General features: G+C 62.6%; 24 protein-coding genes. 14 read left to right on the top strand and 10 right to left on the bottom strand.

Features of this window, described 5'->3' with window-relative positions; all coding sequences use genetic code 11:
- Positions 1–83: 83 nt before the first annotated feature.
- From folP to folK, 3 genes are read left to right on the top strand one after another with little or no spacing between them, the layout of a single operon-like run.
- Positions 84–935: a dihydropteroate synthase gene (folP, locus tag AC0L3E_RS29660; RefSeq protein WP_473606322.1), complete on the top strand. Its 852-nt coding sequence runs from the start codon at positions 84–86 to the stop codon at positions 933–935.
- Positions 936–938: 3 nt separating this feature from the next.
- The gene (gene folB / locus AC0L3E_RS29655) at positions 939–1,298 is read left to right on the top strand and encodes a dihydroneopterin aldolase (RefSeq protein ID WP_023813034.1); all 360 of its coding nucleotides are present in this window, start codon (positions 939–941) and stop codon (positions 1,296–1,298) included.
- On the top strand, positions 1,282–1,794 hold the full coding sequence (gene folK, locus AC0L3E_RS29650) for a 2-amino-4-hydroxy-6-hydroxymethyldihydropteridine diphosphokinase (protein ID WP_127272685.1): 513 nt from the start codon (positions 1,282–1,284) through the stop codon (positions 1,792–1,794). The genes folB and folK overlap by 17 nt, the downstream gene beginning before the upstream one ends.
- Before the next feature lie 154 nt (positions 1,795–1,948).
- On the opposite strand, the gene AC0L3E_RS29645 is transcribed toward folK, so the two are convergent.
- Together AC0L3E_RS29645 and AC0L3E_RS29640 are read right to left on the bottom strand one after the other, a co-directional pair.
- Positions 1,949–2,494, bottom strand: a complete 546-nt coding sequence (locus tag AC0L3E_RS29645) for a DUF924 family protein (RefSeq protein WP_473606321.1) — start codon at positions 2,492–2,494, stop codon at positions 1,949–1,951.
- A gap of 14 nt (positions 2,495–2,508) precedes the next feature.
- Positions 2,509–4,344, bottom strand: a complete 1,836-nt coding sequence (locus AC0L3E_RS29640) for a monovalent cation:proton antiporter-2 (CPA2) family protein (protein WP_473606319.1) — start codon at positions 4,342–4,344, stop codon at positions 2,509–2,511.
- 161 nt (positions 4,345–4,505) lie between these two features.
- Here AC0L3E_RS29640 and AC0L3E_RS29635 point away from each other — a divergent pair, with 161 nt between their 5' ends.
- The 3 genes from AC0L3E_RS29635 (at position 4,506) to AC0L3E_RS29625 (ending at position 7,213) form a co-directional block, all read left to right on the top strand.
- Positions 4,506–5,495, top strand: a complete 990-nt coding sequence (locus AC0L3E_RS29635; RefSeq protein WP_185929064.1) for an AraC family transcriptional regulator — start codon at positions 4,506–4,508, stop codon at positions 5,493–5,495.
- Positions 5,496–5,555: 60 nt separating this feature from the next.
- Entirely contained in the window at positions 5,556–6,764 is a 1,209-nt protein-coding gene (locus AC0L3E_RS29630; protein WP_473606318.1) for an MFS transporter, read from the top strand.
- A 182-nt stretch (positions 6,765–6,946) separates the two neighbouring features.
- Positions 6,947–7,213 (top strand): hypothetical protein, encoded by a 267-nt coding sequence (locus AC0L3E_RS29625; protein ID WP_127271315.1) that lies wholly within the window; start codon positions 6,947–6,949, stop codon positions 7,211–7,213.
- A gap of 109 nt (positions 7,214–7,322) precedes the next feature.
- Here AC0L3E_RS29625 and AC0L3E_RS29620 read toward each other — a convergent pair whose 3' ends face one another.
- The 4 genes from AC0L3E_RS29620 to AC0L3E_RS29605 all read right to left on the bottom strand — a co-directional run bounded on the left by AC0L3E_RS29620 (position 7,323) and on the right by AC0L3E_RS29605 (position 11,143).
- Positions 7,323–7,877, bottom strand: a complete 555-nt coding sequence (locus AC0L3E_RS29620) for a hypothetical protein (RefSeq protein WP_473606316.1) — start codon at positions 7,875–7,877, stop codon at positions 7,323–7,325.
- 135 nt (positions 7,878–8,012) lie between these two features.
- Positions 8,013–9,101, bottom strand: a complete 1,089-nt coding sequence (locus tag AC0L3E_RS29615; protein WP_473606315.1) for a YcjF family protein — start codon at positions 9,099–9,101, stop codon at positions 8,013–8,015.
- The gene (locus tag AC0L3E_RS29610; protein WP_473606313.1) at positions 9,098–10,576 is read right to left on the bottom strand and encodes a YcjX family GTP-binding protein; all 1,479 of its coding nucleotides are present in this window, start codon (positions 10,574–10,576) and stop codon (positions 9,098–9,100) included. The genes AC0L3E_RS29615 and AC0L3E_RS29610 overlap by 4 nt, the downstream gene beginning before the upstream one ends.
- Before the next feature lie 63 nt (positions 10,577–10,639).
- Entirely contained in the window at positions 10,640–11,143 is a 504-nt protein-coding gene (locus AC0L3E_RS29605; RefSeq protein WP_127270625.1) for a SixA phosphatase family protein, read from the bottom strand.
- Between the two features lie 330 nt (positions 11,144–11,473).
- Here AC0L3E_RS29605 and dksA point away from each other — a divergent pair, with 330 nt between their 5' ends.
- The gene (dksA, locus tag AC0L3E_RS29600) at positions 11,474–11,890 is read left to right on the top strand and encodes an RNA polymerase-binding protein DksA (protein ID WP_013531862.1); all 417 of its coding nucleotides are present in this window, start codon (positions 11,474–11,476) and stop codon (positions 11,888–11,890) included.
- A 203-nt stretch (positions 11,891–12,093) separates the two neighbouring features.
- Here the strand turns inward: dksA and AC0L3E_RS29595 are convergent, their stop codons facing one another.
- Positions 12,094–12,837 (bottom strand): hypothetical protein, encoded by a 744-nt coding sequence (locus AC0L3E_RS29595; protein ID WP_473606312.1) that lies wholly within the window; start codon positions 12,835–12,837, stop codon positions 12,094–12,096.
- Positions 12,838–13,060: 223 nt separating this feature from the next.
- Here AC0L3E_RS29595 and cckA point away from each other — a divergent pair, with 223 nt between their 5' ends.
- Both cckA and AC0L3E_RS29585 read left to right on the top strand, forming a co-directional pair.
- On the top strand, positions 13,061–15,634 hold the full coding sequence (gene cckA, locus AC0L3E_RS29590) for a cell cycle histidine kinase CckA (RefSeq protein ID WP_128308212.1): 2,574 nt from the start codon (positions 13,061–13,063) through the stop codon (positions 15,632–15,634).
- Positions 15,635–15,720: 86 nt separating this feature from the next.
- A complete protein-coding gene (locus AC0L3E_RS29585; RefSeq protein WP_127271305.1) occupies positions 15,721–16,428 on the top strand; it encodes a purine-nucleoside phosphorylase in 708 nt (235 codons plus the stop codon).
- 5 nt (positions 16,429–16,433) lie between these two features.
- Here the strand turns inward: AC0L3E_RS29585 and AC0L3E_RS29580 are convergent, their stop codons facing one another.
- Entirely contained in the window at positions 16,434–16,637 is a 204-nt protein-coding gene (locus tag AC0L3E_RS29580) for a c-type cytochrome (RefSeq protein ID WP_245469647.1), read from the bottom strand.
- Positions 16,638–16,834: 197 nt separating this feature from the next.
- Here AC0L3E_RS29580 and AC0L3E_RS29575 point away from each other — a divergent pair, with 197 nt between their 5' ends.
- Complete coding sequence (locus tag AC0L3E_RS29575) at positions 16,835–17,272, top strand: VOC family protein (RefSeq protein WP_128303576.1); 438 nt, start codon at positions 16,835–16,837, stop codon at positions 17,270–17,272.
- 10 nt (positions 17,273–17,282) lie between these two features.
- Here AC0L3E_RS29575 and AC0L3E_RS29570 read toward each other — a convergent pair whose 3' ends face one another.
- Positions 17,283–17,588, bottom strand: coding sequence for a ribbon-helix-helix domain-containing protein (locus AC0L3E_RS29570; RefSeq protein WP_127268969.1), 306 nt, complete (start codon positions 17,586–17,588; stop codon positions 17,283–17,285).
- 208 nt (positions 17,589–17,796) lie between these two features.
- On the opposite strand from AC0L3E_RS29570, the gene AC0L3E_RS29565 reads away from it, so the two are divergent.
- From AC0L3E_RS29565 to AC0L3E_RS29555, 3 genes are all read left to right on the top strand, one after another.
- Entirely contained in the window at positions 17,797–18,192 is a 396-nt protein-coding gene (locus AC0L3E_RS29565; protein WP_127321936.1) for a VOC family protein, read from the top strand.
- A gap of 87 nt (positions 18,193–18,279) precedes the next feature.
- A complete protein-coding gene (locus AC0L3E_RS29560) occupies positions 18,280–18,810 on the top strand; it encodes a gluconate 2-dehydrogenase subunit 3 family protein (RefSeq protein WP_127268967.1) in 531 nt (176 codons plus the stop codon).
- 46 nt (positions 18,811–18,856) lie between these two features.
- Positions 18,857–20,428, top strand: coding sequence for a GMC family oxidoreductase (locus tag AC0L3E_RS29555; RefSeq protein ID WP_128308211.1), 1,572 nt, complete (start codon positions 18,857–18,859; stop codon positions 20,426–20,428).
- Positions 20,429–20,491: 63 nt separating this feature from the next.
- On the opposite strand, the gene AC0L3E_RS29550 is transcribed toward AC0L3E_RS29555, so the two are convergent.
- Entirely contained in the window at positions 20,492–20,905 is a 414-nt protein-coding gene (locus AC0L3E_RS29550; RefSeq protein ID WP_128308210.1) for a hypothetical protein, read from the bottom strand.
- A gap of 308 nt (positions 20,906–21,213) precedes the next feature.
- Here AC0L3E_RS29550 and urtA point away from each other — a divergent pair, with 308 nt between their 5' ends.
- A complete protein-coding gene (gene urtA, locus AC0L3E_RS29545; protein WP_027036733.1) occupies positions 21,214–22,524 on the top strand; it encodes an urea ABC transporter substrate-binding protein in 1,311 nt (436 codons plus the stop codon).
- The last annotated feature ends 155 nt before the right edge of the window (positions 22,525–22,679 follow it).

Here is a 22,679-nt window from a genome sequence, read left to right as displayed (position 1 = left end):
CTTGCTTTACGGCCGTTGCCGGCGCAATGAAATTGATCCGCCAGGGATCACACATGATTGATGAACTCCATGGTCGATGAGCAATGACGGCCAGGCGATGGCACTTGGCGCATGGACGCCATCTCGACCTTGGCGGCAAGGCCGTGGTCGTCGGCATCCTCAATGTCACGCCCGATAGCTTTTCCGACGGCGGCCAGTTCGACGCCCCTGAAAAGGCGCTGGCCCAGGCGCGCCGCATGATCGGGGAAGGGGCACTGGTTGTCGATGTCGGCGGAGAATCGACGCGCCCAGGTGCTGCCGCGGTATCGGCCAGCCAGGAACAGGACCGCATCCTGCCTGTGATCGAAGCGCTGGCGGGCGTGAGCGAGGTGCTGATTTCGGTCGACACCTATCGTGCCGACACGGCGCGGCTGGCGGTCGCCGCCGGCGCGCATATCGTCAACGATGTCTGGGGTTTGCAGCGCGAGCCCGATATTGCGCGTGTCGCCGCCGACACCGGCGCGGGGCTTGTCATCATGCATACCGGGCGGGATCGCCAGAAGCTGCCGGATGTGATTGCCGATCAACTGACGTTCCTGCGAAGGTCGCTGGAAATCGCCCGCCAGAACGGCATCGCCGACGATCGTATCGTGCTCGATCCCGGTTTCGGATTCGCCAAGGAGACGGCGGAGGAAAATCTCGAGCTGATGGCACGCTTTTCGGAATTGCATGCCCTCGGCCTGCCGCTGATGGCCGGTACGTCGCGAAAACGCTTCATCGGCACGGTCACCGGCCGTGATGCCGCCGACAGAGGGGTCGGAACAGCGGCGACCAGCGTTATATTGAGGCTCCAGGGCGCCGATCTGTTTCGCGTCCACGATGTCGCATTCAACGTGGACGCTTTGGCGCTCGCGGATGCTATGCTGGCGCGTCGGACGGACCAGGCGAGAAACTGATCGATGTATGTCATCCGCATGAAGAACTGCGCTTTCTTTGCCCGGCACGGCGTGCTGGACGAGGAGGAAAGGCTCGGCCAGCGCTTCTATGTCGATGCTGTTCTCACCGTCGATCCAGGCCGCGCGCTTGCCGAGGATTCGATCGAGGATACAGTCCACTACGGCATTGCATTCACCGTCATTGAGAAGATCATCACCGGGCAGCGCCGTTTTCTGATCGAGTCGCTGGCGCTCGAAGTGGCCCGTGCGCTGACGGCGCGTTTTCCGCAGATTAAGAAAGCCGAGATCACGGTGCGCAAGCCGAACGCACCGGTGCCCGGCGTGCTCGATTATGTCGAGGTGACCGTTGTCTGGCCCGAATAGTACCGTTTATCTCAGCCTTGGCGGCAATCTTGGCGATCCGGCGAAATCCATGGGCGCGGCGCTGCGCATGCTGGATGCCGACGCGGATACGCGCGTCACCGGCGTCTCCTCGCTTTATCGCACGCCGCCATGGGGCAAGCTCGATCAGCCGGATTTTCTCAATGCGGCCGCCGAGATTTCCACCGTGCTTGCACCGCGTGCCTTGCTCGACCTCTGCCTCGATGCGGAGCGCAAGCTGAAGCGGGTGCGGGAGGAGCGCTGGGGGCCGCGGCTGATCGACATCGACATTCTGGTGTTCGGCGACCGCGTCATCCACGAGACCGGGCTGGAGGTGCCGCATCCGCGCATGCTGGAGCGTGCCTTCGTGCTGGCGCCGCTGGCCGAGATCGCGCCCGGCCTGGTTGTCAGCGGTCGCAGCATCACCGACCGGCTGGTCGCCGTCGATACTTCAGGCATCGAGCGATTGTCCTCCGGCCGGGATTGGTGGTTGGCCTAGGTGCGTTGATATTCAGGTGATGCCGGCCTGCAAACGGCGAGTTCCTGCGCTTCCGGTGCTCACGTACCCAAATGTACGCTCCGCTCCGGTTCTCGGAACCCACCGTTTTCGACTCGGCCTGACCTGAATCTCAACACACCTTGGAGCGGGGTCTTTAACCGGAGAAGCCGCCACCATCCAGGAACGCCTGCTCCTGCACCGTGGTTTCGCGACCAAGCATCTTGTTTCGGTGCGGAAAACGGCCGAAATTCTGAATGATATCGCGGTGTTCGACAGCGTATTTCAGGTAGGGCTCGGCCCTGGCCTGCGTCAGCTCGACCGAAATGTCCTGGTCGGCCAGCAGTTCCGAATGCTCGTACGGCAGATAAAGGAAAACACGGAGTCTTTCCTCGAGTGCCAGGTCATGGCCAGCCGCGACCGCCCTCTCCGCGAAATATCTGGCGAGCGGATCGGTCGCGTACATATGGCCGGTGCCGCGAAAACAGTTCCGCGGAAACTGGTCGAGCAGGATCATCAGCGCCAGCGCGCCTTCGGCATGTTCCAGCCAGTCGTCGCATTCACGCCGCGCGGCGGCGTAGTGCAGGCCGAGAAAGCGGTCGCGGAACTCGGCATCGAATGCCTCGTTCTTCTCGAACCAGGCATCCTCGCCGGCATCGCGCCAGAATTTGGTGACCGACAGGGCCCTGCTGTCCAATTCCATGCCTAATTCCTTGCTCAATCGGCGGGTTCGGACTTGTGCAGCACACCCGCGGTTTCTTCATTGAGTGCCTGACCAGGCCGGCGCGGCGTGGAGAGCGGTGTCGGAATCGGCGTACCGATATTGCCTCTCAGGAAGCGCTGTCCGGCGCGAATGCCTTCGGCAAGCTGGGTTTCGAAGCGATCGGTGTCGCGGCGCCTGACGTCTTCGATCGTTTCAGCCACGTCTTCGGGATCGACGCCCAGCGATTCCAGGGCCGAGCCGCCGAAAACAAGTGCGGATTCGAAGGTTTCGCGCAGCTGGTAGTCGACGCCGGCGCGAATGAGCTGCAGCGCGGTACCACGATCGAAAGCGCGGGCCAGCACGGTGAGCAAAGGAAACTCAGCCTTGATGAGCTCCGCGATGCGAACAGCCACATCGGCCTTGTCGACGCAGATCAGCACGGCACGCGCACGGCCGGCGCCGGCGGCATGCAGGATGTCCAGTCGCGTGCCGTCGCCATAATAGACCTTGAAGCCGAAATCGGCCGCCGCCTGGATCATTTCGACGTCATTGTCGATGATCGAGACGTCGATGCCGCGCAACAGCAGCGGCTGGCTCGCGATCTGGCCGAAGCGGCCGAAACCAATGACCAGCACGCTGCCGGTCAGGCCATCGGCGACATCGACCCCGTCGAGCGACTGCTCGTCACGCGGCGTCAGATAGCGCAAGGCGATGATGGCCAGCGGCGTCAGCACCATGGAGATGATGACGATCGCCGTCAGCGTCGCGTTGGCCTGGCCATCGATGATGCCGACCGCCGCGGCCGCCGAGTAAAGGACAAAGGCGAATTCGCCGCCTTGTGCCATGAAGACCGCGCGCTCCAGGGCTTCGCGGTGGCCTGACTTCAGGATACGGGCGACGATGTAGATGCCGAACGCCTTCATCACCATGTAAGCGACGACATAGACGGCGATCAGCCGCCAGTTCGCCGCGACCACATGCAGGTCGAGCGACATGCCCACCGCGAGAAAGAACAGACCGAGCAGGATGCCGCGGAAGGGTTCGATGTCGGCTTCGAGTTGGTGGCGGAAGGTCGATTCGGACAAAAGCACGCCGGCCAGGAAGGCACCCATCGCCATCGACAGGCCGCTGAGTTGCATGGCGAGGGCTGACCCAAGGACGACCAGAAGTGCCGCGGCCGTCATCACCTCGCGGGCACGGGCATCCGCCAGGATGCGGAAGAACGGGTTGAGCAGATAGCGGCCGGCCACCACCAGGCCGACGATCGCGGCGAGGCCGATGCCGACCTCGGTCAGCCGCTCCGACAGGCTGGTGTCGGCTCCACCGGGCGCCAGGAACGCGATCAGCGCCAGCAACGGCACGATGGCCAGATCCTCAAGCAGCAGCACCGATACGATGCGCTGGCCTTTCGGTGCGGCGATTTCACCGCGTTCCTCCAGGAGTTGCATGACGATCGCCGTCGAGGTCAGCACGAAGCCGGCGCCGGCGACGAAGGATTGCGCGATCGGAAACCCTCCAGCCATGCCGACACCGGTCAGCAGAAGCGCGCAGACGCCGACCTGCAGCGCACCGAGGCCGAAGATCTCACGGCGCAGGCCCCACAGCCGCGACGGCTGCATTTCCAGCCCGATGATGAACAGGAACATCACCACACCGAGCTCGGCGACATGAAGAATGGCTTCCGATTCGGAAAAGACGCCGAGGCCGAACGGACCGATCACCACGCCGGCGGCCAGATAGCCGAGGATCGAGCCAAGGCCCATGCGCTTGAAGATCGGAACGGCAACGACGCCGGCAGCAAGCAGTGCCACCACCTGAATCAGATCGCTGCCCGATGCTTCCGCCGCCATGCCTCTTGTCCCTGTGTCTAGCAGAAACTCCTTGCATGCAGTTGGAGTGGGAGGCAAGGCGAGAAATCTGCCGGGAAGGGTAGGGTGCAGTTGCAGCGATTCCCCTGGTGGAACAACGGTCCCCGCTTGCCTGCCGGACGTTCGGCATCTATATCACGTATATGCCTGACTATTCGTCCCGGCCGTCTTCGACGCCACATATCCCGATGGATGCGCTCAGCGAAGTTTTACAAGACTTTCGCTTGAGTGGTGTCAACTATGGCCGCTGCGAGCTCCGGCACCCATGGAGCATAGACTTTCCGCAACAACAGCTGCTTCGGTTTCACTTTGTCGGCCAGGGCCCGTGCTGGATTCATACTGAATCGCAAGGCTGGCAGGAGTTGCGCGATGGCGATCTGGTGCTGCTGCCGCAAGGCATCGCCCATCGGCTGGCGAGCGCACCGGACGTTGCAGGGGACTCGCTCGAAGGTTGCCAGGTGATCAAGTTGGGGGGCAACGTCTGCGAAGTGGTACGGCAAGGAACGGGCGCGACGAGCACCCTTTTCTGCGGCTCCATGGCCTTGGACTCCTATGCGCTCAACCCATTGATCACGTTGATGCCGCCTGTCATCAAGGGTTGCGACGTGGCCGGCAATGACCCGGTCGTCGGTCCTTTGCTGGCGGCCATGACGGTGGAGGCCTCGCAACCGCAGATGGGCAGCGCCACGATTCTGTCGCGTATGGCCGACTTGCTGACGGCCCGGCTCATACGCTGCTGGGTCAATTGCAACGGAGCCTCGACCACCGGTTGGCTCGCAGCCATCCGCGACCCCCATATAGGCCGCGCTTTGGCGGCCATGCACCGCAGCCCCGGCCACAACTGGACGCTGGGAAGCCTGGCCGGCGTGGCAGGCCAATCGCGTTCGATTTTCGCCGAGCGTTTCAGTGCGGTATTGGGGGAGGGTGCCGCACACTATCTCGCCCGCCTGCGTATGCAGCTTGCCCGCGAATTGCTGGGCCAAAACGGCTTGTCGGTTGCCGAAGTCGCTACCCGTTTGGGCTATGATTCCGAGGCATCCTTCGCGCGCGCGTTCAAGCGCATCACCAATGTCTCGCCGGGCGTTGTGCGCCGCACAATTCCCGGACGAATGGATATGAATTTCGGATTCTAAGATACATATCATCCGAGCGGACTCGCCTATTTAAGACCTCCAAACTTTGGAGATCTTTCCGTGACTGACACAACATTACAGCTTGAAGACGCCGCGATTGGCCTTGATGCCGATGCACCAGCCGCGTGGAGTTCAGCCACCTGGTTCGCGGTCATTTCATTGGCGGCCACCAGCTTTGCCCTGGTGTCGGCCGAATTCCTGCCCGCAGGTCTGCTGACGCCAATGGCACGCGATCTCGGCATCAGCGAGGGGACGGCCGGCCAGGTCGTCACCGCCACCGCTTCCGTCGGCGCCGTGACGGCCATGTTGAGCAATGTTCTCATCGGCCGCTTGAACCGCAAGGCGGTGCTGGTTGGTCTCAGCGCTCTTGCGGTCGGTTCCAATATCCTGGCGGCGCTGGCGACCGATTTCTGGCTGTTGCTGTTGGGCCGGGCCGGGCTGGGCATCGCTCTCAGCGCTTTCTGGGCACTTTCGGTCGCCGTCGTGGCGAGGCTGGTTGGCGCCAATGCGACAGGTCGGGGCATGGCGATCGTCACCCTCGGCGTCTCGCTTGCCACCATTGCCGCACCGTCTATGGGCGCGTTGATCAGTGACTGGATAGGGTGGCGCAGTGCCATGGCCATGACGGCGGGGCTGGCCGCGCTTGCCATGCTGCTGCAGTTTCTCAGCCTGCCGACCTTGCCTGCAACGGCAAGCAACAGCCTTGCAGATGTATTTCGGCTGACCCGGCGGCGCGGCATCCAACTCGGCATGCTGGCCATTGTTTTGCTGATGACGGGGCATTTTGCCGGCTCGGTCTATGTGCGTCCCTTCCTCGAACAGGTGACACTCCTTACAACCGGACCGATTGCCCTGGCTCTGCTCGGGTTTGGCATCGCTGCCGTGATCGGTAATGTTGCCGGCGGCCGCATGGCCGACACCAACATCCACATGGCCCTCGCAGTCACCGCGGCGTTGATGGCGGTTGCGGCACTTACTTTGGTGCTTTGGGGCTCGCATATGGGCGTTGCCTTCGGCTTCGTTACGCTGTGGGGTTTCGCCTTTGGCATGGCGCCGGTGGTGCTGCCGACCAATATGTCGCGCGCGGCGCCTGATGCGCTGGAGGCAGCGGGCAGCCTGATGGTCACCTCTTTCCAAATTGCCATCACCATCGGCGCGGTTGTCGGCGGCTATGTCGTGGACACCTATGGCGCGACCGGGCCTTTGACTCTGACCGCTGTCCTTGCCGCATCGACCGCCGTCTTGGCGCTGCTGCAGCCACGCAGCTGAACTTTGCTGCCGCTGATAAAATAGCCTGAATCCGGGCCGCCGCCGATGTTGCAGGCGCGATACACAAGTTGAGGCCGGGAACACGTTGCATCTTGCCGCAATCGAAGGCTAAGGACGCTCGGCTTCGGCCATTGGAGGGTGATCGACGATCAAGTCGCGCCCTTTTTGAGGAGATGACTGACATGAAGAAGTTTTTGTTTGTTGCCGTCGGCCTGGCGGTGCTTGCCGGTTCGGCTTGCTCGAAGGCGCCCGAGTGCACGGCGGAAATCGCGACCAAGAAGGCGCAGGACATGGCTACCGCGCTGCAGGAAGCGATTACCAAGGACCCGTCCAAAGCGGCTGATCTGACGGCCAAGGTCCAGGCGGTGACAACCAAGTATCAGGGCGCTACGACATTGGCCGACGCCTGCAAGGCCTATGACGAACTGACGGCCACAATCAAAGGCTAACGCCCTGATTTGAGATCAAGGCCTAAGCGCCTGATTCGATGGGTCAAGGGAGAGGGCGGTGACCGTTGGGTCGCCGCCTTTTTTTCGGATTTTTCAGTTCGGCGCGATTTCAGTTCGGCGCGATGGAGCCGACTTCGACCGCATCGACGCGCTTCAAGCTCATGCCGATCACCGGCACCAACTGGTCGTCGACGCGCACGGCAATGGTCACTGTCATCGAATTGTCGTCAGGGATGCGAGCCTGCATGACGCCGCGCAGTTGGTTGCGGTTGATGGTGAAGACCACTTTGCGGGGATCGACCACGTTGCCGCCGATGATGTCGAGGCCGGAACCGGTCGCGCCACCCATGAAGCTGCCCTTGTAGCCCTCACGGCCCTTGCGCTCGATCTTGGCCGACATCTGCTGGGTAAACATGCCAACCCGGCAGCCGCCGTCGAGCGACATGCCGACCTTGCCGTCGGGCGTCGAGCCGGTAAAGCTGCAGTTGAACTTGGTGCCTTTGTACTTGCCGGCGACGATTTCGCCGGGACCGATCCACTTGCCTTCAGCGGACTGGAAGAACTGCTTGTCCGGCTCCGCCGCAGAGGTCACTCCGGCAATGCCGACGACTGCCGCAATCACCGTTGCCAAGGGCAGGACGCTGGATAGAATTACGCTTTTCATCGACGACACCCGGCAACAAAGATGCTGTTTGGAACCCGTCTGACCATGAACAAGATTGGTTAATGCTTCGTCACCGAGGGGCCGCCGCAGAGCAGTCCGGTAACGATTCCGAATGTCCGGACACTCCAGCCCGTCTCACTTGCCGGATGGGGTCGTTTCACCATCTTTCCTGGTTGCGAACGATGTCAGTGCCGAGAGGAAGTCGCCCAATCCGGGACGCTTGGCGGCGCTGAAGGGCAGGGGTCGCGCCGTCTCCATCGCGGCGATGCCGATGCGCGCCGTCATCATGCCGTTGACGACGCCCTCGCCAAGCTTGGCCGAAAGGCGCGCGGCCAGGCCGTGGCCGACGATCTGCTGGACGAAACTGTCACCGACCGCGATCGAGCCGGTAACCGCCAGATGCGCCAGCACGCTGCGCACCAGGCGAAAGAAACCCAGCGTTCCGGGCCGTCCGCCATAGAGCTCCGACAGGCGGCGAATGAGCCGCCCGGCCTCGAATACGACATAGGCGACATCGACCAGTGCGCGTGGACTGACCGCCGTCACCAGCGAAACGCGTTTGGCGGCCTCGAGGATCATCACCTTCGCCCTGGCATCGAGGGGGCCCAGAATTTCTGCCTCGGCCAGGCGCACGAGATTGCCGCCGTCGATGATTTCGCCGCGCAGTTCGGCCAGCGCGCGCCGGCCGGCCGCGGTCTCGGGTTTGGCCGCGACAAAGGCCGACAGCTCGTCGACGACCGATCGTGCCGCCTTGGGATCGTCACGCTCGATTGCGTCGAGCGCCCGTTTCTGCAGCTTTTCGACCTCGGCGAGGCGGCCGATCGCCAGGAATTCGCGAATCAGGATCACCATAAGCGCCAGCACGGCGATGGCAGCCATGCCGGCGGCCAGCCAGCCCAGCGATTCGGCGCGCGCAAAGAGGTCGCGTATGAGCTGGTCGGTCCACAAGCCGACAGCCAGCGAAACCAGCACGCCAAAGGCGCCGAAGAAGATGCTGCCGAGCAGCGAGCGTTTCCTGGGCGCGATGGCCGGTGGCGGCTCCGCGGCAATGATGTCGGGATCGTCGAAGACATCGATTTCCGCCGGGAGGACCATCGCGACATCGGTCTTCATCGCGCGCGGTTTGCGCTGGGCATCGGCCTGGGGGCGCGGTTCTGGGTGCGTTTGTCTTGATGTGGCTTCCGGCTCGATGCGGAATGCCGCCGGCTTGCGGGGCGCGATCATGCCAAATGATCTCCAATCAGGAACTGCAAGGCACGGTCGAGCCTGATATGCGGCAGCGACAGGGTGATACCTTCGGCCGTGCGTTCTAGCTTTGGGGGACGGAAACGGACGAAGCGGATTGCAGGGTCCGCGGCATCCTGCTTGTGATCGGCTCCCGAAAGATCAAAAACCGCATCAATTTTCTCCGGTAAATCACCAGGAAATATGGCTGTTTCAGTTTTTCCATTGAAGGTTTCGCCGTTGATCTTCTCGCCGGCGATCGGCGTGCCGATAATGACTGGCAACGTCTCTCGGCCTTGCTTGACGGTGCCTTCGCGCGTCGCGCGCACCGCCGCCATGGCGACCACATCGACGTCGGCGCCGGTGAAATTCGCCCGTGCCACGGCGCGGTCGGCAAGCCGCCGCACGATCGACTGCAGGCCGTCATGGCTTTCGTGATGCAGATGGTCGGCTTTGGTCGCGGCAACCAGGATGCGGTCGATGCGCCGCGAGAACAGGTCGGTGAGGAAGCTGCCCCGGCCGGGTCGGAAACAGCTGAGGATCTCGGTTACCGCGCGTTCCAGGTCGGCCATGGCGCCGGGGCCGGCGTTCAGTGCCTGCATGGCGTCGATCAGCACGATCTGGCGATCGAGGCGGGTGATGTGTTCGCGGAAGAAGGGTTTGACGACATGGGTCTTGTAGGCCTCGTAGCGCCGGTCCATCATGGCGTGCAGCGACCCTGCGCGCGGACGCCTGTCGCCGATCCCGGCCAGAGGCGCGAAAGTCAGTGCCGGCGAGCCTTCGAGATCGCCCGGCATCAGGAAACGGCCGGGCGGCAAGGTCGAAAGCGCCCGCTCGTCGAGCTTGCAGGCCTTCAGATAGGCGGCGAAGCTTTCGGCCAGGCGGCGCGCCGTCATCTCGTCGGCATCGGCGTCCGGATCGATCCCAGCCGACAGCGCCCGCCAGGCCTGCGACAGGTCCTCGCGCACCGGCAGAACGGCCATTTCAAAGGCTTCGTGCGAAAAATCGGCGAAGGATTTGCCGAGCAGGGGTAGATCGAGCAGCCATTCGCCGGGATAATCGACGATATCGACCGACAGTCTGCCTGAAGAAAACATGCGGCTCCAGCCGGAAGCCGATTCATATTCGATGGTCAGCCGCAGTTCCGAAATGGCGCGCGTCGAATCGGGCCAGGCACGATCGTTGACCAGGGCGGCGATGTGGTCCTCGTACTGGAAACGCGGCACCGCGTCGTCGGGCTGCTGCTCGAGGAAGGCGCGGGCGATGCGCCCCGATTTCTGCGCCTCGAACAGCGGCAGGCGCCCGCCATGGATCAAATTGTGGACAAGGGCCGATATGAACACCGTCTTGCCGGCGCGGGACAATCCGGTCACGCCGAGGCGCAGCGATGGGGAAAAAAGCCCGGTGGCGCGGCCTGACAGCGTGTCGAGGGCAATCCTCGCCTCGTCGGTGAAGGTGGTCAGCGATGATGCCAAAATATGCTCTCTCGGACTTCGGTCCGCCCGATATAGGCTCTACAACCAGGCTTTGAAATGGCTTCAGAGATCGGCCGGCGTCAGGAACGCTTCGAGATAGCCGGCGCCTTGGGCGGCGCTGGCAAGATCGCCGTCGAAGCGGACGACCGCCAGGCCCGCGGTCGGAAACCCGTGGTTCAGCGTGGCCCGCGCGGTTTCGTCGCCGTCGCCCGAAACTGCCATGGTGAGGTCTTCCATCATCGGGTTGTGGCCAATGACCAGCAATGAGCCCGATCCGCCATTGTCGCGGATAAGGTGGAGGTAACCGGCCGCGTCCGCGCTGTAGAGCGCGTCGAAGAACAGGACCCGGCCAGTGTCGGTCTGGCCGGCCAGGCCTTCCAGCGTCTCCTTGGCGCGTTTGGCATTGGAGCAGAGTGTGCGGTCCGGAACATAGAGGCGGGAGCGCATGGCGGCGCCCATCATTTCGGCATCGGAACGGCCGGACGCGTCGAGCGGGCGATCGAAATCCCGCATGCCGGGCAGTGCCCAGCCAGCCTTTGCATGTCGCAACAGATAAAGCCTGCTCACCCAACCTCCGAATGCCGAAGCCTCCCGGGATTAGCCACGAGAACGGCGTTGCGCACAATGCCCGTGCTCTTCAAACACAGCGAATCACCCAATGCTGCTTGCTGCAAAGGCGCTTGCGTATCGCCCCGGGATCACGGCCGATCTCGGAAAGCATGTGCCACCGGATCCAAAGTGTCTCGGCGGAGTTTGTACCGAAGCGACCGTACGCGGCTGCAAAGACCCGTGGCGGGGTACTTTAACAATTGCGTGAAACAGCGGCCGATTGCGCTTGTGCAGGCGTCGGACGACGAATATATAGGCGCCAAATTTGGGGCAGTTTGGGTGAGTCGAATGAACGACATCGTTACCGCCGATTACGTACCCTCCGAAGACGAGCCGTTCATGAACGAGCGGCAGAAATCCTACTTCCGCTCAAAGCTCGTCACCTGGAAGAATGACATATTGCGCGAAGCGCGCGAAACACTGGAAATCCTGCAGCAAGAAAACGCCAACCACCCCGATCTGGCCGATCGCGCCTCTTCGGAAACCGACCGTGCCATCGAACTCAGGGCCCGTGACCGTCAGCGCAAGCTCATTGCAAAGATCGACTCCGCCCTGCAGCGCATCGACGAAGGCACTTACGGCTATTGCGAAGAGACCGGCGAGCCGATCGCGCTGAAGCGGCTCGATGCGCGTCCGATCGCGACATTGTCGATCGAAGCGCAGGAGCGGCATGAGCGCCGCGAAAAAGTCTATCGCGACGACTGAAGGTCAAGGCCGGCGGCGCACGGCCGGCTGTCCCGAACGAACTCGATCCTGAAAATGGCCGGTTTTCCGGCCATTTCTATTGGTGCGGCTCCACCGCTCTGAGGCGCGCGAAGGCCGCAAACCCTTGATATTTTGCGCTTGGACGAGGTGGTTCGGCAGCGGACCGGCGGCGATGTTTCGCGGGATAGCGACCCGGCGGTCGCTCATCTCTTCTGACTGGAGAGTTCGCCGAGAAGCTTGGTCATCTCGTCGTCGAGCGACTGCGGCGCCGCCGGCTTGCCCACGGGGCCGCCCGAACGGGGCTGGTCCAGCGACACTTCGAGCTCCCTCATCAGCGTGTCGTCGATGCTGTCTTGCACCGGCTGCGGTGGTGGCGGGGCGTGCCGGGCGGTGTTGGCATTGGCGGAGCCGTAGGCCGGCAACGGCGTGACATTGGTCGGCTGATAGCTTTGCGTTGCCGGCTTCGGTGCAGGTGCCGGCGGCGCTGTTGGACGCGGGCGGGCGGGCGTCGTGTTCACCGGCTGTGGAGCGGGTGCCTGTCTCGCCGGCGGCGGAGCGGGTTGCAGCGGACGTGGCCTTGTTGCTGCCGGGGCCGCGGTGGCCGGGACCGGCTGCAAGCCACCGTCTCCAGTCAATGCCGGCCGGCGTAGCGCCGAAAGTCGGATATCGCGCTCGACGACGACGTCAGTCGGGCCGCCGATCAGAAGCAGGTGCTCGATATCGTCACGGCGTATCAGCACCAACCTGCGATGGCTGTCGACGGCGGTGGCATCCATGACGGCCAGTCGCGTCTTGCGGTTCCGGCCACCGGCGACGAAGGTTCCGAATGTCAGGTTGCGCACCAGCTTGATGATGACGAGAACGATGACCAGCAGGACAAGCGCTGCAAACGTCCACAGCAATGCTGCGGCATAACCGGGACCTGCCACGCTATCGAGCCATTGCATTGGGTTCCCCTGATCGCCCTTGGAAGTGACGAGACACTAGACCGTTGCAGCGGGCCACCGCAAGTTGCGTTTCACGCCGGTGAACAGCTAGAAAAACTCCGAAGCCCGGAAGACATCATTTTTATCCGACATTTGCCGCCCAGGCCTTTTCCGGACTAGGAGAATGTGATTCAACCCGCTAGGGGCGGGTGTCGGAACACCGGAATTCACGAGCAGGGGGCACATGGCCAAGGAAGCGCGCGGCGATTTCTATCCGGTACCGATCGTCGACCAGAATACGCGACCCGGCGCGGTCACCCGGCTTATCATTTTCATCGTCGTTCTGACGGGGGCGGCGATCGTCTTCGGGCTTTTCCGCGAGCGCCTCGGCGATCCTTTCCTGCTCGGCATGCTCGGCGTGCTGGCGATGATCGGCGTCGGCTTCCTGTTCGCGACGGCGATCGGCTTCGTGCAGGTCACGCCACGCTCGACAGGCGACGAACTGTCGAAATCCTTCGTCGATTCGATGTCGCAGGGGCTTCTCGTCACCGACACCAAGGGCCGCGTCGTCTACGCCAATCGCGCCTATGCGGATATGACCGGAGCATCGTCCGCTGCCGACCTGAAGACCGTCGAGGGATTGCTCTCGGATGTCCCCGAAGCCTCGGTGACGATCTATCGCCTGGCGTCCGGCCTGCGCGACGGCCAGTCGGGCGACGGCGAGTTTAGGCTCGCACAGTCCATTCGGCCCGGTGCCGAGCCTGGCGCCCGCTGGTACCGGGCCCGCGCCCGCGCCTTCAGCGTTCCAGGCCAGCGGCTGCCGATGCTGGCCTGGCAGCTTGCCGACATCTCGCAGGAGCGGGCCGAGCAGGAGCGCTTCTTCCTCGACCTGCAGAAGGCGATCGATCACCTCGACCACGCGCCGGCCGGCTTCTTTTCGGCCGACCAGGAGGGCCGCGTCACCTATATCAACGCCACGCTCGCCGAATGGCTGGGCATCGACCTCACCAGCTTCACGCCCGGCGCCGTGTCTCTGTCGGAGATCGTGGCCGGCGACGGCATGGCGCTGGTCCGCTCGGTCAAAGCCGATCCCGGCACCACACGCAACGCGGTGATAGATCTCGACCTGACGACCACGACGGGCGAAGCGCTGCCCGTGCGCTTCATGCACCGTGTTTCGGCCAGCCGCGAAGGATTGAACGGGCCGACACGCACGATCGTGCTCAACCGCACGCAAGGCGAGGATGCCTCTGCCGATTTGCGGGCTTCGGAAGTGCGCTTCACCCGCTTCTTCAACTCGACACCGATGGCGATCGCCGGCGTCGACCACAATGGGCGCATCCTGCGCACCAATGCGCCGTTTCTGTCGCTGTTTTCGTCTGTCGTCGATCGCGACGCCGTTGACCGTCGCGTAAGGCTTGACACGGTGATCCACGAACGCGACCGACCGGCCTTCGCGGCTGCCTTCGAGAAAGCGCAGCAGCGGCAGGCCGATATCGAGCCGATCGACACGCTTTTGCCGGGCAACGACGAACGGCACATCCGCTTCTACGTCAACGCCGTCGCCGACGGCACGGGTGGCGAGGGCGCCGAGGAGTCGGCCATCGTCTACGCCGTCGAGACGACGGAGCAGAAGGCGCTCGAAGGGCAGATGGCGCAGAGCCAGAAGATGCAGGCGGTCGGCCAGCTTGCCGGCGGCATCGCGCATGATTTCAACAATGTGCTGACCGCCATCATCATGGCGTCCGACCTTTTGTTGACCAATCACCGTCCGTCGGACCCCTCCTTCCCCGACATCATGAACATCAAGCAGAACGCCAACCGGGCGGCTTCGCTGGTGCGGCAGCTTCTGGCCTTCTCGCGCAAGCAGACATTGCGGCCGGAAGTGCTCAACCTGACCGACGTGCTCGCCGATCTCAGGATGCTGCTCGCCCGCCTTGTCGGCAACGACATCAAGCTGAAGGTTGATCATGGCCGCGACCTGTGGCCGGTCAAGGTCGATATCGGGCAGTTCGAGCAGGTGGTCGTCAACCTTGCGGTCAACGCGCGCGACGCAATGCCGGCGGGCGGCGATCTCACCGTGCGCACCCGCAATGTGACCGCCGAGGAGTGCAAGGCCTTTTCCTACCGCGAACTCGCCCCGGCGGACTATGTCGTGGTCGAAGTCGAGGACACCGGCAGCGGCATCGCGCCCGACGTGCTGAAGAAGATTTTCGAGCCTTTCTTCACCACCAAGGAAGTCGGCAAGGGCACCGGCCTTGGCCTGTCGATGGTCTACGGCATCATCAAGCAGACCGGCGGCTTCATCTTTTGCGATTCCGAAGTCGGCAAAGGCTCGACCTTCCGCATTTTCCTGCCGCGTCACATCGCCGAAGCGAAAAAAGCAGGCGAGCCCGGCGATGCGCCGGCGGCGCCGGCAAAGGTCGCCGATCCGGCCAAGGATCTGTCGGGCTCGGCCACGGTGCTGCTCGTCGAGGACGAGGATGCCGTGCGCATGGGCGGCATGCGGGCGCTGACCTCGCGTGGCTACACCGTGCACGAGGCATCGTCGGGCGTCGAGGCGCTGGAAGTGTTCGAGGCGCTGGGCGGCAAGGTCGATATCGTCGTTTCCGACGTGGTCATGCCGGAAATGGACGGACCGACACTGCTTGGTGAATTGCGCAAGCGCCAGCCGGACATCAAGTTCGTCTTCGTGTCCGGCTACGCCGAGGACGCATTCGCCAGAAACCTCCCGGCAGATGCGCATTTCGGCTTTCTGCCCAAGCCGTTTTCGCTCAAGCAACTGGCGACGATCGTCAAGGACGTGCTGGAGTCTTAGAGCCTTCCCATGTTCCACCTTGCACAACGCCGTGACAACGCCATGATTGCGGGTGAAACGGCAGGAAGGCTTAGGGGGAGCAACTGGTGACGCCGCACAACGAAGCGGACAAGGACGACTACGCCGACACGGTTTTGTTGCCGGGTGACCCGCAGCGCGCCGAGTGGATGGCGCAAACGTTCCTGGAAGCGCCGCGCTGCATCAATCGCCGCCGCGGCGCGCTTGGCTTCACCGGGCTGTTTGGCGGCAAACCCGTCAGCATCCAGGCGACGGGCATCGGCGTTTCATCGTTTCTGATCTATGCGCATGAATTGCTGGACCATTATGGCGCCCGGACGTTGATCCGCACCGGCACCTGCGGCAGCCTGACCGCAAAGGCAAAACTGCGCAGCCTTGTCATCTCGCAATCGGCACAGGCGGAAAGCGCCCAGAGCGGCCAGGTTTTCGGCCTTTATGGACCCGCTGGCCCCGACCCGGCGCTCCTCGCATCGTCACTGGCCAAGGCGGTAGAATTCGGCATCGACCATCATGCCGGCCTGACGGTGTGCAGCGACATCTTCTATCACCCGGAGGGGCGCGCCCGTTTTGCCGTTGCGCGGGCGCAAGGAGCCCTGGCCGTGGATATGGAAACCAGCGCGCTATATCGCATATCGGAGCATTTCGGAGCGCGCGCGCTGTCGATGTGTGTCGTGGTCGACAACATCGAGACCGGCGAACAGACCGACTATTCCGAGCGCCAGGCGCTTTTCACCGACATGAGCCGTCTGGCGCTCGCTGTCGCAGCCGAGAGCTAGCCGAGTTACGGGAGCAATTGCTTGCGCACGGCTGCCACATCGTCGGAGGCGACCGCTGGGGCGGTGTTGCCCCAACTGGCGCGCACATAGGTCAGGACGTCGGCGACCTCCTGGTCCTTCAGGCGCCAGGCCAGGGACGGCATGGCGGGCGTTGTCGGCGCATCAGCCGTATGCACGGCCTGACTGCCGGCAAGGACGAGCCGGGCCATTGTTTCGGAACTGCCCTGCGCAACGATAGAATTGCCGGGCCACGATCCCGCCAAGCATCCGGCCTACCTGCCCGGATGCTGGACCGATAGAAACAGCATCGTGCCATCAGCCATGAATCAGGACCTTATCGCCCTTGCTCAGCTGGCAAGCAGCCTAAGGAGTTTACGGCCTGGACGACGCCTTATAGACTGAACACATGGCGCTCAAACGGATGGACAACATAGGAATCGTCGTCGATGACCTCGAAGAGACGATTGGTTTTTTTGGCGAGCTCGGCCTTGAGCTCGAAGGGCGGGCCATGATCGAAGGGGAATGGGCCGGACGTGTCACTGGACTGGGCGATCAGCGCGTCGAGATTGCCATGATGCGGACGCCGGACGGCCACAGCCGGCTCGAACTGTCCCGTTTCCTCACGCCGCCTGTCGTCGCCGATCACCGCAACGCCCCGGTTAACGCCCTGGGCTACCTCCGCGTCATGTTCACCGTGGACGACATTGACGGGACGCTTGAAAGGCTCCGCAATCGCGGTGCTCGGCTCGAAGGCGAAGTCGTCCAGTATAAAGACGTGTATCGGCTATGTTACATTCGAGGGCCTGGAGGGCTTCTCATCGGGCTCGCGCAAGAACTCAGCTGAGCGCAATGCGCTAAGCAGCCTCCCGCTTCGGCACCATCTGCTCATCCATTCCCGGCCGATGGCCCCGCAGATAGAGCGCGCAGGTGGTGCGCAGCATCGACGCAAAGTTCGGGATGGCGCCGTTGATCTCGATGGCTTCGTCATAGAGCTTGGAGATGAATTTCGGCGTCGTCAAATCCTGGTTTTCGGCGATTTCGTCCAGCAAAGCCCAGAATGTCGCTTCGAGCTGGATGCTGGTCGAGTGGCCGTCGATGCGAATCGACCGGTTGATCTGGCGATAGCCTTCGGGATCCTGGCCCGCAAACACCCTGCACATCCGACAAACCTCCCATGATTGTTGGTCTTGGGTGGACGGGCGTGCAGTTTGATACTGCTTGACCTGTCCCCACATGCATTCTCGGGCAAAATTGCCGGTCCGGCAATCGGACTTTCGTCCCGTTCGCGGCTGCGGGCGTGGTAACCGGCTGCCACCACCTTTTGTCCGTGCCGCGCATAATCGCCTCCACACCAGAACGGAGACTGATTTGGCCAAGGCGATCCACAGTATGATCCGGGTTCTCGACGAAGCCCGATCGGTCGATTTCTACAGAAACGCCTTCGGGCTCGATGTCGCCGACAGGCTGGATTTCGAGACATTCACGCTCATTTACCTCAGCAATGCCGAGGCAGGGTTCGAGCTCGAACTGACCGTGAACAAGGATCGGCAGGAGCCTTACGGGCTCGGCGACGGCTACGGCCATCTGGCGGTCTCGGTCGTCGATCTCGACGGCGAACATGATCGTCTCGGCGCGCTAGGGCTCAACCCGAAGAAAATCGTCGAGTTCAACCGCGACGGATCGCTGATCGCCCGCTTTTTCTTCATCGAGGATCCCGACGGCTACAAGATCGAGGTTCTGCAACGCGGAGGTCGCTTCCAATAGGAGACATCGCAGCCGTCCCCTGACGGGGGCAGCGCGCCAGCAACGGCGTTCTGAAGAGAGCGCACATAGCAAGCAGGGAGGAATAAAATGGTCACGATCTATGACGCGAAGCCTGGGCTGTCCCGTCGAGAGCTTCTTAAACGCGGCGGCATTGGCGCGCTGCTCGTCATTTCAGGCAGCGCCGTCATCAGCCCCGAGCATGCCTGGGGACTGGAGACATCGGCACTCAAGCCCGAAACCATGGCGACGCTGATCCAGATGGCGCGTGACATCTATCCGCACGATCAGGTTCCGGACAAATATTACGCCATTGCCGTGAAAGGCCACGACGAACAGGCCGGCAAGGACGCCGCCTACAAGACTATGCTCGAAGATGGCATCGCCGACCTCGACAAGAAGTCCGGTGACGGCGGCTACCGCGGCCTTGGCTGGGAGGACCAGCGCGTCGCCGTGCTGAAGCAAATCGAGGCGACGCCGTTCTTCCAGGCCATCCGGGGTGGCCTCGTGGTCAGCCTCTACAACCAGAAAGAGGTGTGGCCGATCTTCGGTTACGAGGGCGAGTCCTATTCCAAGGGCGGCTACATCGCGCGCGGTTTCGACGACATCGAGTGGCTCTGAGCCCCGTCGTTCTTGAACCCGCAAACAGAAATCATGGGAGGAAACCATGGCAGCTTCATTTGATCTGAACAACGATGGCGTGGTCGTCATCATCGGCTCGGGCGCCGGCGGCGGCACGCTCGGCAACGAACTCGCCCAGAAGGGTGTCGACGTCGTCATCCTGGAAGCCGGCGCGCGCCACGAATACGAAGACTTCATCAATGACGAGTGGGGTTCGTTCAGCCAGCTCGCCTGGACGGACAAGCGCACCACGTCGGGCGACTGGCGTGTGGCCAAGGACTTTCCCAACCTGCCGGCCTGGATCGTCAAGTCGGTCGGCGGTTCGACCACGCATTGGGCCGGAGCTTCGCTGCGCTTCCAGGAGCATGAGTTCAAGGGGCTGTCGACCTACGGCAAACTGGAAGGCGCCAACCTGCTCGATTGGCCGATCACGCTAGCCGAGATGGAGCCCTACTATGCCAAGGCTGAAGCCAAGATGGGCGTCACCGGCACCAATGACTGGCCGCGGCTGCCGGGCAACAACAATTTCAAGGTGTTGAAGGCCGGCGCCGACAAGCTCGGCTACAAGGAATGCCACACCGGCAACATGGCGATCAACTCGGTCGATCGCGACGACCGCATGTCCTGCCAGCAGACCGGCTTCTGCTTCCAGGGCTGTAAATGGGGCGCCAAATGGTCGACGCTCTACACCGAGATACCCAAGGGAGAGGCGACAGGCCATCTCGAAGTCAGGCCGAATGCCATGGCGATCAAGATCAACCATGACGCCAGCGGAAAGGTGACCGGCGTTGTCTACGCCGACAAAGACGGCAAGCTGCAGGAGCAGAAGGCGCGCATCGTCGCGGTTGCCGGCAATTCGATCGAGAGCCCGCGGCTGCTGCTCAATTCGGCGTCGGGGAAATTCCCCGATGGGCTTGCCAACTCGTCGGGCCAGGTCGGCAAGAACTACATGCGTCACACCACCGGCTCGGTCTATGCCATCTTCGACAGACCGGTGCACATGCATCGCGGCACGACCATGGCCGGCATCATCCGCGACGAGGCGCGGCATGATCCATCGCGCGGTTTCGTTGGTGGCTACGAGTTCGAGACGCTGTCGCTCGGCCTGCCGTTCATGGCAGCGTTTCTTGATCCGGGCGCATGGGGGCGCTCGTTCACCACAGCACTCGATCACTACGACCACATGGCCGGCCTTTGGATCGTCGGTGAGGACATGCCGCGCGCGGAGAACCGCATCACGCTGCATGCCGACGAGAAGGACGCGCACGGCATGCCGATCGCCGACGTGCATTTCGACGACCATCCGAACGACACCGCGATGCGCAACCACGCCTACAAGCAGGCTACGGCACTCTACGATGCGGTCGGCGCCACCCGCATCTTCCCGACGCCACCCTATCCGTCGACCCACAATCTCGGCACCAACCGGATGAGCAAGAAAGCGGAAGACGGCGTCGTCAACAAGCACGGCCAGGCGCACGACATCAAGAACCTGTTCGTGTCCGATGGCAGCCAGTTCACCACCGGTGCCGCCGAAAACCCGACCCTGACGATCGTGTCGCTCGCGATCCGCCAGGCCGACTACATCGCGGCGCAGATGTCGGCCAAGACGATCTAGTCACATCCTCCCGACGGACTGCTGGCGCGGACCCGCAAGGTTCCGCGCCTTTTTCTTGCCGCCTCACTGCTTGGTGCAGGTCGAGGCGGTGAAGGCGCCGTCGGGCTGCTTCATGATGATGTCGAAGGAGGGCACGGTTTCGCCGTCCAGCGTCGCCTGGGTCAGCGACAGTGAATTGCCGCCGGCGGTATATCCGCCCAGCGGCCCCAGCCACGAGATCACGCCGTTTGCGTCCATTTGGTAGTTGTAGCCCTGCCGCGCGGTGCCGAAGACGCCGAGGCTGGCGTAGACGGGGCCGCTGTAGACGTTCCCCTTGATGGTGATGTCGCCGAGGCTGAGGAACATGCCAAGCAGGTACACTTCGCAATGATAGGCGCCGTCAGGCATCTTGCCGTCGCTGAAATCGGCTCGCGCGGCCACGGTTGCTGCAGCCAGAAGCAGTATGCCGATCAAAATACGTGAAATACCTGAAACCATGACGTCGCTCGCTTAAGAGCGAGCTTGCCCTATTTTTGCACCGCGCCGCAACATCGGTCGCCTGAGGCACGGGTGAGTTCAAAATCTAGGCAGATTTGGTAAATGATCGAAAAATAGGCAGAGGCTGCGCAAGCTGCGCAAAATTCCCTCAATCGATTTCTGGCCACCTCTCTTTGTTTTGTAAGCCCTATATTCCAAGGTGCTGATATCTATAATTTATTTGTGCCCTTTCGGGATTGCCAGAGCGGTTGGCATGGGGGTTGCTTTGTAGTGTTGCGGTGCAATCAACTAGCTTGGGAGTCTGTAATATGAGGGGTAATTTCTCGACAATAACAAAAATGTTTTCGGCTGGTGTGGTCGCCGCCGGCCTGTTGACGTCCGCTCCGGTCAAGGCCGCCGACGACACGATCAAGGTCGGCATTCTCCATTCGCTGTCGGGGACCATGGCGATTTCGGAGACGACGCTGAAGGACGCCATGCTGATGCTCATCGACGAGCAGAACGCCAAGGGTGGTCTGCTCGGCAAGAAGCTCGAGGCGGTCGTCGTCGATCCGGCTTCCAACTGGCCGCTGTTTGCCGAAAAAGCGCGCGAACTGATCTCCAAGGACAAGGTCGCGGCGGTGTTCGGCTGCTGGACCTCGGTGTCGCGCAAATCGGTGCTGCCGGTGTTCTCGGAACTCGACAATATCCTGTTCTACCCCGTCCAGTATGAGGGCGAGGAAAGCGAGCGCAACGTGTTCTACACCGGTGCGGCGCCGAACCAGCAGGCCATCCCGGCTGTCGACTATCTGATGAGCGAGGACGGTGGTTCGGTGAAGCGCTGGGTGCTGGAAGGCACCGACTACGTCTATCCGCGCACCACCAACAAGATCCTCGAGGCCTATCTGAAGGCCAAGGGCGTGGCGGCTGAAGACATCATGGTCAATTACACGCCGTTCGGCTTCTCCGACTGGCAGACCGAAGTTTCGGCGATCAAGAAGTTCGGTTCGGCCGGCAAGAAGACCGCCGTCGTCTCGACCGTCAACGGCGACGCCAACGTGCCGTTCTACAAGGAACTCGGCAACCAGGGCATCAAGGCCGAGGACATCCCGGTCATGGCCTTCTCGGTCGGCGAGGAAGAGCTAGCCGGTCTCGACACCGCGCCGCTGGTCGGCCATCTCGCCGCCTGGAATTATTTCGAGAGCGTCGACACGCCCGAGAACAAGAAGTTCATCGCCGACTGGCACAAGTTCATCAAGAACGACAAGCGCACCACCAACGATCCGATGGAAGCCCATTATATCGGCTTCAACATGTGGGTGAAGGCGGTCGAGAAGGCCGGCACCACCGATCCGGACAAGGTCATCGACGCCATGATCGGCGTGTCGGTGCCGAACCTGACCGGCGGCTATTCGACGATGATGCCGAACCACCACATCACCAAGCCGGTGCTGATCGGCGAAATCCAGGCCGACGGCCAGTTCGAAACCGTGTCGCGCACGCCGGGCCTGGTGATGGGTGACGAGTGGTCCGACTATCTGCCTGATTCCAAGGACCTGATCTCCGATTGGCGCGCGCCTCTGTCCTGCGGCAACTTCAATGTTGCCACCGGCAAGTGCGGCGGCAAGGGCACGAACTGATCCTCCCCGGGCTGGACCTTCAGGTCCATGCCCATGACCGCGCGCGGGGGGGGCGGGCGGGCGGCCCCCCCCCCCCCCCCCCCCCAAAAACAAAGGGGGTGAAACAGAACGAACAGGTAAATAACGCCGCGGGTGTTGGGTTTGTTAGTGAGGGG

The sequence above is a fragment of the Mesorhizobium sp. WSM4822 genome (assembly GCF_055811155.1).
Note: the sequence above shows the minus strand (reverse complement) of the source record. Positions and strands in the feature narration are given on the sequence as shown.

Bases quoted from the DNA above. Each gene is read 5' to 3' on its own strand.
- folP (WP_473606322.1), top strand. From the start codon at position 84: ATGACGGCCAGGCGATGGCACTTGGCGCATGGACGCCATCTCGACCTT.
- folB (WP_023813034.1), top strand. From the start codon at position 939: ATGTATGTCATCCGCATGAAGAACTGCGCTTTCTTTGCCCGGCACGGC.
- AC0L3E_RS29645 (WP_473606321.1), bottom strand. From the start codon at position 2,494: ATGGAATTGGACAGCAGGGCCCTGTCGGTCACCAAATTCTGGCGCGAT.
- AC0L3E_RS29640 (WP_473606319.1), bottom strand. From the start codon at position 4,344: ATGGCGGCGGAAGCATCGGGCAGCGATCTGATTCAGGTGGTGGCACTG.
- AC0L3E_RS29635 (WP_185929064.1), top strand. From the start codon at position 4,506: ATGCCTGACTATTCGTCCCGGCCGTCTTCGACGCCACATATCCCGATG.
- AC0L3E_RS29625 (WP_127271315.1), top strand. From the start codon at position 6,947: ATGAAGAAGTTTTTGTTTGTTGCCGTCGGCCTGGCGGTGCTTGCCGGT.
- AC0L3E_RS29620 (WP_473606316.1), bottom strand. From the start codon at position 7,877: ATGAAAAGCGTAATTCTATCCAGCGTCCTGCCCTTGGCAACGGTGATT.
- AC0L3E_RS29615 (WP_473606315.1), bottom strand. From the start codon at position 9,101: ATGATCGCGCCCCGCAAGCCGGCGGCATTCCGCATCGAGCCGGAAGCC.
- dksA (WP_013531862.1), top strand. From the start codon at position 11,474: ATGAACGACATCGTTACCGCCGATTACGTACCCTCCGAAGACGAGCCG.
- AC0L3E_RS29595 (WP_473606312.1), bottom strand. From the start codon at position 12,837: ATGCAATGGCTCGATAGCGTGGCAGGTCCCGGTTATGCCGCAGCATTG.
- cckA (WP_128308212.1), top strand. From the start codon at position 13,061: ATGGCCAAGGAAGCGCGCGGCGATTTCTATCCGGTACCGATCGTCGAC.
- AC0L3E_RS29580 (WP_245469647.1), bottom strand. From the start codon at position 16,637: ATGGCCCGGCTCGTCCTTGCCGGCAGTCAGGCCGTGCATACGGCTGAT.
- AC0L3E_RS29575 (WP_128303576.1), top strand. From the start codon at position 16,835: ATGGCGCTCAAACGGATGGACAACATAGGAATCGTCGTCGATGACCTC.
- AC0L3E_RS29570 (WP_127268969.1), bottom strand. From the start codon at position 17,588: ATGTGCAGGGTGTTTGCGGGCCAGGATCCCGAAGGCTATCGCCAGATC.
- AC0L3E_RS29560 (WP_127268967.1), top strand. From the start codon at position 18,280: ATGGTCACGATCTATGACGCGAAGCCTGGGCTGTCCCGTCGAGAGCTT.
- AC0L3E_RS29555 (WP_128308211.1), top strand. From the start codon at position 18,857: ATGGCAGCTTCATTTGATCTGAACAACGATGGCGTGGTCGTCATCATC.
- AC0L3E_RS29550 (WP_128308210.1), bottom strand. From the start codon at position 20,905: ATGGTTTCAGGTATTTCACGTATTTTGATCGGCATACTGCTTCTGGCT.
- urtA (WP_027036733.1), top strand. From the start codon at position 21,214: ATGAGGGGTAATTTCTCGACAATAACAAAAATGTTTTCGGCTGGTGTG.